Genomic DNA, 13,377 nt, shown 5'->3' on the forward strand with positions numbered 1-13,377 from the left:
TCTACCAACGGACATCAACTTATCGGCTACTGGACCGGCACGTTCCCGCTCCGCGAGGTCTCGCCGCAGTGGGACTTTATCCTTGTCGCCTTCGCGGAACCAGCCGGGAACGCACCCGAAGGGACCCTGCAATTTCACCTGCGAGCTGGACTCGATCCCGAACAGTTCAAATCCGACATTGCCTATTTGAAGAGCCAGGGCAAGAAGGTCATGATCTCCCTTGGCGGTGGTGGCAGATATTTCACTCTTAACGATCCTGCGAGTATTCCGACATTTGTCTCATCAGTGACACAAATCGTCACCGAATTTGGCTTCGATGGAATTGATCTGGACTTCGAGACCCCCTCACTCAACATCGACCCCGGAGACACGGACTTCAAGAATCCCACCACGCCATCGATCGTGAACATCATCTCGGGTCTCCGTCAGTTGCACGATCACTTCGGCTCCGGCTTCATGATCAGCCTCGTGCCCGAAGGGTCTCAGGGGCCCGCAGGCTACCCAAGCTACGGCGGCCAATTCGGCTCCTACCTGCCCATCACCTACGCCATCCGCGATATCTTGTCCTTTATCGACGCGCAGGACTACAACACGCCACCCCTCGAAGGTCTCGATGGCGAGATCTACCAGTCAAGCTCAATCGATTATCACGCCGCCATGACTGAGCTTCTGCTGCATGGTTTCAACGTTGGAGAAGATCCGAAGCAGTTCTTCCCGCCCTTGCCGGCAAATAAAGTTGCCGTCGGCTTCCTCGCCGGATACACGTCGCCGACCATCGTCAGTCAGGCAATGGACTACATCATCTCCGGCAAAGCGCCCGCTGGAACCTTGTATAGGCTGCGCCAACCCACCGGCTACCCCGGCATGATCGGCGCCATGTTTTGGACTATCGACGCCGATCGCCGTGGCGACTACAACTACTCAAACGTAGTCGGCCCGCAACTTCACAGCTACGCCGCAGCCAAGTAGCCTTCGGTACAGTGGGCATGCGATTCGACGCTGTACATTGGCTTTGTCATGAAAAAGTTCATTAACCGCCCCAAAGATGTCGTGGAAGAAATGATGCAAGGGCTGGCCGTGCTTCACCCAAGCTCAGCGCGTCTGCTGGGACACAAAGTGATTGCCCGCGCAGATGCAAAGCAAACGCGTGACCAACAGGTTGCAGTAATCTCTGGCGGAGGCAGCGGGCACGAACCAGCACACGCGGGGTACATTGGTGTGGGCATGCTAAGCGCTGCTGTGATCGGAGAAGTCTTCACGTCGCCAAGCAGTGACTCCGTCTTCGCTGCTATCAAGGCGGTCTCGGGAGAGCCAGGTGCAGTTCTGGTGGTCAAGAACTACACCGGCGACAGGCTGAACTTCGGTCTGGCGGCGGAGATGGCGCTTGCTGAAGGTATTTCGGTCGAAATGGTCATCGTGGATGATGACGTTGCACTGAAGGGCACGGGGCAGACTACAGGTGCGCGTGGCCTCGCCGGCACTATTTTCATTCACAAACTGGTGGGGGCTGCCGCGGCTGAGGGAAGGAGTCTGGCCGATGTGGCGGCAATGGGAAGAGCGGCGGTTGATTCTCTAGCGACTATGGGCGTTTCGTTTACGGCCGGAACTTCGCCAGCAGTTGGAAAACCAAGTTTTGAGATCGGCGAGGATGAGATGGAGCTTGGCCTCGGCATTCACGGGGAACCCGGCGTGAAGCGGATACGTTTGCAGACTGCGGACGAGCTGACCGAGACGTTACTGGCCGAAGTTCTAAAGCACGGAAGGTTTGGTGACGAAAAACGTGTGGTAGTGATGGTGAATAATCTGGGGGCAACCACTGAGATGGAGCTCGCGATCGTGGCCCGCCATGCGATGCGCTTTCTCGAAAGCAAGGGAATTACGGTGGAGCGAATATACTCCGGAACATTTCTCTCATCACTGGATATGGCGGGGATCTCAATCAGCGTTCTGGGTGTCAACGACGAGTGGCTGCGCTGGCTCGACGCCGTTACTACCGCTCCCGCATGGCCCAACGCGCTGAAACAGCGCCCTGGCAAACCGGAAGCGCAGATCGTGACGGAGGTCAGCACGAAAGTGAGTTCGCCGACCGGCAAGGGCGCGCAATCGGAGGTAGGCAGAAAAACGAAGCAGGCCATCGAGGCCGCGTGCAAGGCGCTGATAGCCGCAGAAGGTGAGCTTACTGAGATGGATCGCGTTACAGGTGACGGCGACTTGGGTACCAGCATGGAGCGTGCGGCCAAGGCCGTGCAAGGTGCGGTAGGTTCGTATCCTTTGGACGATGTTCCAGCTACGATTAGAGCAATCGGTCATACCCTACGGCGCGAGTTGGGTGGATCATCAGGACCGCTCTATGGGGTACTTTTTCTGCGTTGCGGCGGCGTTCTGGAGAAATCGGCCGCAATGGGATTGGCGCAATGGGCCGAAGCGCTGGATCAGGGCTGCCGCGCCATCAGTGAATTGGGTGGCGCGAAGCCTGGCGATCGGACCATGCTGGATGCGCTCGATCCGTTCGTGAAGACTTTGTGGAACGGAGTCGGTGCGAAGGCGTCGGGGGAGGCAATCCTGGCCGCGGTTGAAGCGGCGGAACGCGGCGCCGAAGCGACGGCCCGAATGAAACCCCGTCTGGGGCGGTCGAGTTATCTTGGAGATCGCGTGCTCGGTTATCCTGATCCAGGTGCGAAGGCGGTCGTCGTCTGGTTGCGTGCAGCCTCCGACACGCTCTTCGCACGCTAAACCCTCAAATCTAATCTTGGCAGAAATTCTTCGATCGACCGTACGCTGGGCAGCGAGCGGTTCGAAGTTGCCGAAAACCTGACTTTCAGGGAGTTTCACGATTGCTCCGTGGTAGCACGTCATTGGGTAATTGCTAAAGCGTCGGAATGGTCGCTTCCGCGGATCAAGACTTCGTCATGACTTGTTGTGCAAGCTATAATCCCCCTCACCATGCCGTTGGTCCCTGGCACGAAACTTGATGGCTACGAAGTTCTCGGCCTGTTGGGTTCAGGCGGACTACGGCGTTCAGATCGCGCATGGACTAGCGGCAGCGCACGACAAAGGCATCGTTCACCGGGACCTCAAGCCGGAGAACCTGTTTGTTACCAAGAACGGGCGGATCAAAATTCTGGACTTCGGTCTTGCGAAATTGATCCAGTCTCAACCAGACCCTGACGGCGTTGCACCAACTCAGACGCGCGGAACTGATCCCGGTATGGTGGTGGGCACAGTCGGTTATATGTCTCCGGAGCAGGTTCGCGGCAAAGCGGTCGACCATCGCGCCGATATCTTCGCCTTCGGCGCGATCCTGTACGAGATGTTGGCAGGCCAGCGGGCGTTCCAGCGGCCGACATCGGCAGACACGATGTCGGCCATCCTGAACGAAGATCCACCGGGTATCTCGCAGATTGTGCGGACCACTCCTTTGGGCTTGCAGCGAATCGTTCATCGCTGCCTGGAGAAGAACGCCGAGCAGCGCTTCCAGTCTGCATCGGATCTGGGGTTTGCGCTGGAAGCCTTGTCGGAATCGGGCATCTCCTCAGCGGCGGTCATCGGAGCAGCGGGTCCGGGCCGGTTGGGCAAAGTGCTGGCCTGGTCGGTCGGTATGGTGGCAATCCTTGCGACGGTGGCCGTCACATACCGCCTGATGATAAGGCACAAGGAGGTGCCGTTTGAGCACTATTCCATCCAGAGTTTGATAGACAGTGAACACGTAACGATGACCGCGATCTCGCCTGATGGTAATTATCTGGCGGCTGTCGTGAGGGATCCGAAGGGTCGGAGCTTATTGGTCCATCACATGCCCACCAATAGCGAACGGACGATTGTGCAGGATGCGTCCTATATCTATCAGGACGTCATCTTTTCGCCGGATGGCAGCTATATCTATTTCCGGATAGTGAGCGTCGTAAATCCAGATCGAATGGATGTATACCGGATACCAGTTCTCGGAGGTCAGCCGACTCGCGTTCTTGAGAGCGTGGACTATCCTGTCACCTTCTTCGACGGAGGTCAGAGGGTGTGTTTTTATCGCGAAGATTCTACAGCGGGCACGTACAAGTTCCTCAGTGCGAGCGCAGACGGGGGTGACGAGCAGGTCCTGGCGAACGGTAGGGCGCCACTTCCTAATTCGGCGGCGTGTTCTCCAAGTGGCAGATTTGCTGTCCTCGTCATTGGAGGCAAAGTCGAGAGTTTCGACTTTGAGTCGGGATCGAGGAAGCCCCTGACTTCGCCGACCATGGAAACCGCTATCCGGTAGCGATAATAAGAAAGTGACCTTTATCGGAGTAGTCAATTCAATTGAAGCCATAGAATTGCGCCTCACGCCGTTGCGCAAGCAGTTGGCTGCGCATCCCCTGTATCCACGGATTCGCACGCTCGGTCACGTCCGCCTTTTCATGGAGTCGCATGTCTTCGCGGTATGGGACTTTATGAGTCTGCTTAAAGTACTACAGCGGACGCTGACGTGTGTGGATCTACCTTGGGTGCCGACCCCCTTACCTGTGAGCCGGCGCTTCATCAACGAGATTGTCCTGGGCGAGGAAAGCGACGAATATCAGGGGCGTCCGATCAGTCATTTCGAGATTTATCTCGAAGCGATGGAGCAGGTGACGGCAGATACACGTGCGATTCGCCATGTAGTAAGCTGCGCTCCGCTGGGCGTTGACAGGCTGAGTTTCGAAGGAGTTCCGGTAGCGGCCAAAGAGTTTGTCGAGACTACCTTCGGAGTCATTCACAGGGGCTCGTCGGCTGCCCAGGCCGCGGCCTTCGCGTTTGGCCGCGAGGATGCGATTCCGGACATGTTTCGATCGCTAGTTCGTCAGTTAAACCAGGAGATGAGTGGCGAGCTCTACCAGTTTGTCTGGTATCTGGAAAGGCATATCGAGGTTGACGGTGACGACCATGGACCGCAGTCGCTGAAGATGGTTGCCGACCTATGTGATGACGACCCGGCACTTTGGGAGGAGGCCTCCCAAGCTGCCGAGGAGGCGCTTCGTGCGCGGCTGAGGCTGTGGGATGGTGTGCTGACGCAGATAGAAGCGAGCTAGTCGCATCAAGGTAGGAAACTGCGCGCTTTGAAGCAGAATAGCCACAGCGAATAGGATTCCTTCCGGATTGCCCGTCATCCGCTCAGAACCCAGAAATCTGGAAAGTCTCCTGTCCGCACTGTTTGGTGAGAGTGAGTTGGCGATTTAGCCTCAACTAAGTATCCTCATACCGTTCTCAATCGCAGGCTTCCTTATCGCAAATCGACGTTGACAAACAAGTCTCCGCACGCGTAAGAACTCGGAATTATATTGCCGCAGACACTTTCACGACTGCGGTTGGCAGAGAGAAATGAAACGTCGCGCCTGGTCTGTCGTGGGATGTAGCCCACAACCGGCCACCATGCGATTCTACGATGGAACGGCTGATCGCCAGCCCCATGCCGGTGCCTTGAGGTTTAGTAGTGAAGAAGGCATTGAAGATCTCGTCCGCTCTTCCGGCCGGCAATCCTACTCCGGTGTCGCTGACTGAGATCAGCACTTGACCGCACTCGCCTCGTCCCGTATTGACGGTGAGCACTCCGCCGTTCTCCTTCATCGCCTCCATGCCATTGAGCATGAGGTTCATCAGTACCTGCTGCAGTTGCACTCGGTCTGCTGTGATTTTGGGAAGATCCGCGGCAAGGTTCGTGCGAATCGAAACGGCATACTCGTTCGCTTCGCTCCGCAACAGCAGGACCATTTCGCCGATGACCTCATTTATCGCGACCAACTCCCGTTTGGAAGGGGTCTTCTTGTACAACGATCGCAGACGGTTGATGATTTCCGACGCAAGGGCTCCGGCTTCGATGATTTTTTCCGTTCCCTTGCGAGCTTCAGTCACTTCGGGCGGGTCGCGCTGAAGCCATCGCAAAGATGCCTTGGCATTAGCGGTTGTGACCGTAAGGGGCTGTGCGAGTTCGTGCGAGATGGAGGCGACCAGTTCTCCCATCGTGCTGACCCGATTGGTGTGTGCAAGGTCTGCCTGCAGCTCTTCCGCACGCTTGCGATCTTGAATGTCGGTCGCCGCACCGTACCACTTCACGATCTTTCCTCGCCTGTCCCGCAGCGGCACGGCGCGGCTCAAAAACCACCGATACTCCCCGTCGGTCCGGCGGATGCGCATCTCCTCCTCGAACGGCTCACCACTGGCAAAGCTCGCGTCCATTCGTCGCTCAATTCGATCCAGATCGTCGGGATGAACCGCAACTTTCCTGACTTCCTCCGCTTCCAACTGCGACAGGCCGGTATACTCAACCCAACGTCGATTCAAAAATTGAAGGGCCCCGCCGGGTCCAGAGGTCCACGACATCGCCGGAATGGTCTCAACGGCTTCGCGAAGTTTTCTTTCCTCCCGCCGCAATTGTTGCACTCGGAGGTGATACAGCCCCCAAAGGAATGCCAGAAACGCAGCCACGTACAACAATCGGAACCAAGTCGTCTGGTACCAGGCGGGCGGGATGACGAAGTCCAGATGCGCTCCCTCCTCATTCCAGACTCCATCGTTATTGCAGGCGATAACCCGAAACGAATACCTGCCCGGCTTCAGATTGTTATAAAAGGCCTGGCGGCGCGTACCCACATTTTGCCAGGCCTGATCGACGCCGGTGAGCATGTATCGGAACATGACCTTCTGGGGAGCCACGAAGCTTAAGCCCGTGTAATCGATCTCAAGATCACGGGTCAACTTTGGAATGCGCAGGCCGTCAAGCGGTGAGTAGCTAACTCGGTCCGCTACGACCGCTTCGATATGCACAGGAGGCCTAATCAGATTTGTAGTGATGTGGGTTGGGTTCACCACCTGTAGTGCAGATTGATTGTTGAACCAGAGCCTTCCGTCTCCTGATCGGGCAGCCCCCTCGAAGGGCGGAAACGTGACGCGAACGCCGTCCATCCAATCGAAAAGCCTGGTTCGAACTTTCAGATCGGGATGTTGCTGCCACGCCTGGAACTCACTCTTTCGCAACTGAACCAATCCACATTCAGAATAGAGCCAGAGATTGCCTTCAAGGTCGAAGACGAAGTTGCTGATATCGCTACAGGGTAGCCCTCTCTGGCCATCGAGGAGGCTGACCTTGCCATCGCGTATCAAGATGAGGCCGAATGGTGCAGCAGCTATAACATCGCCCCCTGCCGTCACCATCAACTGTTGAATCCGTGTATTCGGTCCATGATGCAGCGGGTAAGTTACGAGTTTTCCTTTGTTAAATTGATCGAGGTCTCCATTGTTGAGCCCCAGCCAAAATCCGCCCTGGGGGTCACTCGCAATCTTGCTGACCTGGGGCATATCCGAAATAGGCGTCGCCTGCAGTGTGTCCGGATCGATGCGGACGATGTGGCGCGGCGGCCCGAGGCTCACTGCCCACAATTTCCCGTCTTTGTCTTCGGCGATCGACACGATCATACCCAGCTTGCCAGCCGGAGCATGAACCGGATGAAAGCTATTACTTGTGAGGAGGTTCAATGAATCGTCCAGACCAATCCACATTCGGCCACGACGATCTTCAAAGATGACTGTGACCATCTTGTCACCGAGATTGCCGCCTTGGGGTGTAAGGCCGGACACTCCCTTGTTCAGTGTGAAAAGTCCTCCCTCTCCGCCGATCCAAAGTGTTCCGTCTCGTGTCGAGACTATATTTTCGAGTTCCGAGATCCCGAACTCGGTCTTTGATAGCGCCAGAATAGGCAGATCGTGAAAGCTGTCCAGCCCTTTGTCTGTCCCAACCCAGAGTGTGCCTTCGCGATCTTCTACGATCGTCCAGACCGTGTCTCCCGAGAGACCATCGCTACTGCTAAAGTGCTCGGCTTTCCCTTGATAGAGCCGGTATAGTCCATAACTTTCCGTTCCAATCCATAGTGCACCGTGAGTATCCTTGAAAAGCGCATTGACCGCCAGCTTACTTCCGTCAAAATTAGGAGCGGTGACGGTACTCCATTTATCGCCACGAATTCTTTGTAAGCCCAGGCCAGAACCGCTCTTCATAATTCCTACTAGCAGCGATCCGTCCTCATCAAATGCGATTGCATTGGCTCCAACCTGCCCACTATTGGACTGCAGCGCCTTGGGCGAGAACGTCACAGAAGGAAACGAAGGCTGCCACCGCACTACAGAGGTTGAAGTCCCTATCCAGAGGTAGCCCGCACTGTCACGAGCGAGCGTTGTTCCTTCAATCTGCTGTTTCAGTCCGTCTCCCGACCCGTAGCAGTTGATTGTTGAACGCCTGATGCTGCAGAGTTTCCTGAAGGCGTTTCCGCTAGCGGAGTGGAACCAAACGGCACCATCCGGTGCTTGATTGAATCCTGCTATCTGTCCTTCATTTTCAAAATAGGTTGTGAGGTGGCCTCCACTGAGATGCGCTAGGCCAGCCTGAGTCCCAATCCAAAGACTCCCATCACGATCGGCCAGCAAAGAGATGATGGTGGAACCAGGCAGATGCGTACCGGCAGGAGGATTCCAGCGCGAGAATTGATCTCCATCGTAACGGTACAGACCGTGATCGGTTCCGATCCAAAGATAACCGTCGCTGTCTTGCGCCAAAGAATAGGGATTCGAGCTAAAGTACCCATCGTCAATCTTCCATGAACGATGCGCATACTGTGCGACGTCACGATCTGGTGTTAGTGCACGCGACCTGGAAGGCAGCAGTAGGCTTACCGCCGCAGCAACGATCAGGATAGCTACCCAACACCCCTTTTTTCCCGTCGAGCGGCGGTGACCATTCGTGTCACGTCGTAGGTAGCTATACGAAAGCTGCCGGCTGACCGGGGTTTCGTAAGGCATGGCGGGGGCGCTGCGATAGCCGGAGTCTTGGAAACGGAATGTTGCACACTGTCTCATAGTCTTTCGGTCGGGACAAGTACGACTTGGTCTGTAACGTTGCTTCCGTCCGCACGCATGAATAGCCCCTCCGAAATCGTTCTCTAAGAAAAGCCGATCGCACGCTTGCATCTCCGATTTCTGAAAAAAGTGAGGTCAATCCCCGGGTCTGGTGGCATCTACTCCTGCTTTATCCTATCTTTTCGGGAGCAGCGGCTGGGCAATTTCAGCCGGAACAGCCATTGGACTGTTCAAGCAGAGGTTTCAACCGGTCTATCGTATCGGCAGACCGGGCTCGATATGGTTGGCGCGTCAGATCCAATTCTGATCAGCTTGACAGCAGAGACGATCATTCGACCTCCAGCTAGCTCCTGCCCCTGGTGGATGTCAATTGTGCGTACAGGGAAATTCACTTATTGAGCTGTTTTGCCTAAGCCCAAGTGGCTGTAAAACCGGCATCTCGGACACGTGATTGCGGCCGTCGTAAGCGCTCAGCAGACTTGACCGAAACGTCCCCTGTCCTTGCCTCTGCAGGATCGAGGCCAGTATCCGATTCCTAGTTTCTCAGGGCTCAGATCGAACCTCATCCCAGCGCTGACATATTAAGAATGCGCCGGACCTGTACGGCTGACCATACGCCTCCTCGAGCTGCTGTGATCCCGCGCTCGTTGAGTCCGTCAGCGATCTGCTGAGGGGTCGTGAAGCCGTCGGCGCGAATGTTCTCCACAACCGGAATGAGATCTTCATTGCGCTTGGCGACGGCGGCGCGGCGGACGGTGGTGCTAGCGGCGTTTCCCTTCTGCGCCATGCTCCCCATACGGTCCAGACTTCCGCGCTGTCCCCCCAACTTCACCCCTCGGGCTTTCGCGGCGGCGAGGGCGGCTTTGGTACGGGACGAGATCATGGAAGCTTCGTGTTCAGCGACTGCGGCGAGAATGTGAACGGTTAGCCGGTTAGCTTGTGGAAAGTCGACGGCGACGAACTCGACACCAGACTCCATCAACGAGGAGATGAAGTGGACATTGCGGGCGAGGCGGTCCAACTTGGCGATGACGAGGGTCGCGCGATGCAGCCGGCAAAGTCGAAGGGCTTCGGCGATGGCTGGCCGATCGTTGCGCTTGCCGCTCTCCACCTCCACCACTTCTTTCACTAGGCTCCACTTTCCACCGTTGAGGTAGCTGGCAACCGACTCGCGTTGTGCTTCGAGCCCGAGTCCGCTGATGCCCTGCCGCGCCGTTGACACCCTTAGATAACTCACAAATTTGCCTTTTGCCATAGATCCTCGCTTTAAGGACATTTACTTCAACGTTCGCTGAGGTAAATGTACACCAGTTTTGGGAGCTTGCCAGTACGATCTCTCGCGAACGCACCGTCTGAATGGCACTGGCGGCCTTGGCCGGGAAGCCTGGAGCGGCCAACTTTTCTGGAGCACTTGTAGTTGTGTTCGGCCTCGATGCGGCGGTTCGGATCAGAGGCCCATCTGGGATGCGTGCAAGTTCGTTCATCGAATCGCCGATCAGTCGCCATATCGATTTGGACATTTGGACGGCGAGGTATCCTGATTCCTCGGCCAGGTTTTGGCAACCGATCCGTAACAGCCCTCACCTAGGGTATTGATTCGAGACTTGCCTGAAGAAGTCTCTGGGTGCGTAATGTCGGGCCATAATTCTCTTCTGCCCCAAGGTGGGGACCGCCATCGGGCCCTACTGGTTCCGACTGCACATTGCTACAATATTCACTCTACAAGCGATTTATTTAGGGGAATTAGCGGTCTGTTGTGGCTATCTAAGCAGTTTGTCCGGCCTAAGAGGGGACACCCTTCGACGCCTCCACTCCGTAGAGATTAGGTGCCCGTGTTCGAACAAGCATTCCGAAATATTGATGACGTCCTTCGCAAAGAAGCCGGTTGTACGACCGAACTTGATTACACCGAGCAGACCTCGTGGCTCCTATTCCTGAAGTACCGACGATCTTGAGCAAGACAAGAGCAGCGAGGCTGCGCTGGAAGGTAGGAAGTACACTCGCATCCTTGACGGCCGCTACCGGTGGGGTACGTGGGCAGCGCCCAGGGACACAAGGGTGGCAAGCTAGACCACAATAAAGCGATGACAGGGGATGACCTGCACGACTTTGTGAGCGGGAAGCTCTTTCCATATCTGCACGGCTTTACGGCAAAGGCTAGCGGTCCAAATACTCTCGAATACAAGATTGGCCAGATCTTCGGCGAGATCAAAAACAAGATTCGGAGTGGCTATAACCTGCGCGAGATCATCGATTACATCGATGAGTTGCGCTTTCGCTCCCAGGCCGAAAAGCACGAGCTGTCGCACCTCTACGAAGCCAAGATCGGAACATGGGCAACGCGGGGCGCAATGGCGGAGAGTACTACACGCCACGTCCGCTCATCCGCGCCATCGTCAAGGTGCTGAAGCCGCAGATTGGAGAGCGCGTCTACGATGGCGCCGTCGGCTCCGCGGGATTCCTTTGTGAGTCATATGACTACATGAGTGCGAAGCCGGGTCTGACGACGAAGGAAGTGAAGACGCTTCAGGAGCGCACCTTCTACGGCAAAGAGAAAAAGTCGCTCGCTACGTCATCGCGATCATGAGTATGATTCTGCATGGCATCGAGACGCCCAACATCATCCACACCAACACGCTCACGGAGAACCTCGCCGACATCCAGGAGAAGGATCGCTACGAGGTGGTGATGGCCAATCCACCTTTCGGTGCCAATGAACGCAAGGAGGTGCAGCAGAACTTCCCCATCCGGACCGGGGAGACGGAATTTCTGTTCCTTCAGCACTTCGTCAAGATTCTGAAGGCCGGCGGGCGTGGTGGTGTAATCATCAAAAACACGTTTCTCTCGAACACGGATAAGGCGTCGGTTAGTCTGCGCAAGCAGTTGCTAGAGAGTTGCAACCTGCACACCGTGCTCGACTGCCCCGGGGGCACCTTCCAGGGTGCGGGAGTCAAGACGGTGGTGCTGTTCTTTGAGAAGGGTGCGCCCACGCGGAAAACCTGGTACTACCAGCTCGATCCCGGCCGCAATCTTGGCAAGACGAACCCGCTCAATGACGATGACCTCGCCGAGTTCGTGAAGTCGCAAAAAAGCTTTGTAGATTCGCCGAAGAGCTGGAGCGTGGACGCCAAAGCCATCGATAAGGCGACGTTCGATCTTTCGGCGAAGAACCCGAATGGCGGCGAGGAAGTGGCGCACCGTAGCCCGCAGGAGATCATGCGGGAGATTGCTGGTCTGGATGCCGAGAGCGCGAAGGTGCTGAAGAACATTGGTGCGCTGCTATGAAGGGCTGGCAGGTCATGACGCTCGACCAGATTGCAACAAATCTGGATAGCAGGCGCGTGCCTATTACGAAGGGTGTCCCCAATAGTGGTGAGTATCCCTACTATGGAGCGTCTGGCATTGTGGACTATGTCGCAGACTACATCTTTGAAGGCGATACGCTGCTCATTTCCGAAGATGGTGCAAATCTGCTGGCGCGCTCTACGCCCATTGCGTTCCCGGCCTATGGAAAATATTGGGTAAACAATCATGCCCACATCCTCAATTTCGAGAACATGACAACTCAACGATTTGTTGAGTTGTATTTGGAGAGTATTCCGCTCGACGACTACATTACCGGAGCGGCGCAGCCAAAGCTCAACCAAAAGGCGCTGAACTCGATTCCAATTCCTGTTCCTTCGCTCCACAAACAGCACCACATCGTTGGCATTCTCGACGAAGCGTTTGAGGGTATCGCCACCGCCAAAGCCAACGCCGAAAGGAACCTCCAAAACGCCCGCGCCCTCTTCGAAAGCCACCTCCAAACTGTCTTTGCGGATGCGTGGCGAAGATGCGAACTCGTGAGGCTCTCGGACTTGGCAACCGACATCACAGATGGCGACCATTTGCCGCCTCCGAAATCTTTGACGGGCGTCCCGTTCATCACCATCGGAAACATCGTGAAACAAACCCGCAAGATCGACTTTGCCGACACATTTATGGTGCCGTATACCTACTTCAATACGCTGAAACCAAACAAAAAACCGAAGAAAAGGGATGTTCTTTACACGGTTACGGGATCGTTCGGGATTCCGGTCATCGTCGGCGAAAGTACTGAATTCTGTTTCCAGCGGCACATCGGCTTAGTTCGCCCAAAGGCTGAGGTGAACAGCGCATGGCTTTACTATCTACTTTTGTCTCCACAAATATTCAAACAAGCAAGCGAGGGTGCGACGGGTGCCGCACAAAAGACAGTTTCCTTGAAATTGCTGCGTAGTTTCGAAGTGCCAAAGGTTAGGTCTCAACAACAACAGATAGCGGTGGCCAAACTAGATGCTCTTTCGCGTGAAACCCAACACATGCAGAACATTTACCAGCAGAAGCTCGCCGCGCTGGAAGCATTGAGAAGTCACTTTTGGACCAGGCCTTCAGTGGAGGTCTCTGAGTCATGCTCTACAAGCTTGGCAAGTCCGCTAACAAATTCGACGCCATCGATCCGCTTCCATTTTCGGGGCTTCCTTTGGAGAAGGAACTAGAAGA

General features: G+C 55.8%; 8 protein-coding genes and 1 pseudogene. 7 read left to right on the forward strand and 2 right to left on the reverse strand.

Annotated features, from left to right (window positions below; all coding sequences use genetic code 11):
• The 4 genes from HDF14_RS17485 to HDF14_RS17500 form a co-directional block, all read left to right on the forward strand.
• Positions 1-969, forward strand: a 969-nt coding sequence (locus HDF14_RS17485) for a glycosyl hydrolase family 18 protein (RefSeq protein ID WP_260698362.1), incomplete at its 5' end; no start/stop codon positions are given.
• A 48-nt stretch (positions 970-1,017) separates the two neighbouring features.
• A complete protein-coding gene (gene dhaL, locus HDF14_RS17490) occupies positions 1,018-2,733 on the forward strand; it encodes a dihydroxyacetone kinase subunit DhaL (protein WP_183979177.1) in 1,716 nt (571 codons plus the stop codon).
• 238 nt (positions 2,734-2,971) lie between these two features.
• Complete coding sequence (locus tag HDF14_RS17495; protein ID WP_183979179.1) at positions 2,972-4,252, forward strand: serine/threonine-protein kinase; 1,281 nt, start codon at positions 2,972-2,974, stop codon at positions 4,250-4,252.
• A 13-nt stretch (positions 4,253-4,265) separates the two neighbouring features.
• On the forward strand, positions 4,266-5,042 hold the full coding sequence (locus HDF14_RS17500) for a DUF3050 domain-containing protein (protein WP_183979181.1): 777 nt from the start codon (positions 4,266-4,268) through the stop codon (positions 5,040-5,042).
• Positions 5,043-5,286: 244 nt separating this feature from the next.
• Here HDF14_RS17500 and HDF14_RS17505 read toward each other — a convergent pair whose 3' ends face one another.
• Complete coding sequence (locus HDF14_RS17505; protein ID WP_183979188.1) at positions 5,287-8,856, reverse strand: two-component regulator propeller domain-containing protein; 3,570 nt, start codon at positions 8,854-8,856, stop codon at positions 5,287-5,289.
• A gap of 562 nt (positions 8,857-9,418) precedes the next feature.
• A complete protein-coding gene (locus HDF14_RS17510) occupies positions 9,419-10,111 on the reverse strand; it encodes a recombinase family protein (RefSeq protein WP_183979190.1) in 693 nt (230 codons plus the stop codon).
• Positions 10,112-10,889: 778 nt separating this feature from the next.
• Between HDF14_RS17510 and HDF14_RS26745 the strand changes: the two genes are divergently transcribed.
• From HDF14_RS26745 to HDF14_RS17520, 3 genes and pseudogenes are all read left to right on the forward strand, one after another.
• On the forward strand, positions 10,890-11,264 hold the full coding sequence (locus HDF14_RS26745; RefSeq protein WP_260698363.1) for a hypothetical protein: 375 nt from the start codon (positions 10,890-10,892) through the stop codon (positions 11,262-11,264).
• Positions 11,189-12,141, forward strand: a pseudogene (locus HDF14_RS26115) (HsdM family class I SAM-dependent methyltransferase). Before HDF14_RS26745 ends, HDF14_RS26115 begins: the two are co-directional and overlap by 76 nt.
• Positions 12,138-13,373 carry a restriction endonuclease subunit S gene (locus HDF14_RS17520; protein WP_183979192.1) on the forward strand — a complete coding sequence of 412 codons (1,236 nt, stop codon included), beginning with the start codon at positions 12,138-12,140 and terminating at the stop codon, positions 13,371-13,373. Before HDF14_RS26115 ends, HDF14_RS17520 begins: the two are co-directional and overlap by 4 nt.
• Positions 13,374-13,377 lie beyond the last annotated feature (4 nt).

The organism is Tunturiibacter gelidiferens, from assembly GCF_014201335.1.
Lineage (GTDB): Bacteria > Acidobacteriota > Terriglobia > Terriglobales > Acidobacteriaceae > Edaphobacter > Edaphobacter lichenicola_E.

What these genes read in the sequence shown, in the direction of transcription:
- HDF14_RS17520 (WP_183979192.1), top strand. Translation starts at nt 12,138, where the DNA reads ATGAAGGGCTGGCAGGTCATGACGCTCGACCAGATTGCAACAAATCTG.
- HDF14_RS17510 (WP_183979190.1), bottom strand. Translation starts at nt 10,111, where the DNA reads ATGGCAAAAGGCAAATTTGTGAGTTATCTAAGGGTGTCAACGGCGCGG.
- dhaL (WP_183979177.1), top strand. Translation starts at nt 1,018, where the DNA reads ATGAAAAAGTTCATTAACCGCCCCAAAGATGTCGTGGAAGAAATGATG.
- HDF14_RS17505 (WP_183979188.1), bottom strand. Translation starts at nt 8,856, where the DNA reads ATGAGACAGTGTGCAACATTCCGTTTCCAAGACTCCGGCTATCGCAGC.
- HDF14_RS17495 (WP_183979179.1), top strand. Translation starts at nt 2,972, where the DNA reads ATGGCTACGAAGTTCTCGGCCTGTTGGGTTCAGGCGGACTACGGCGTT.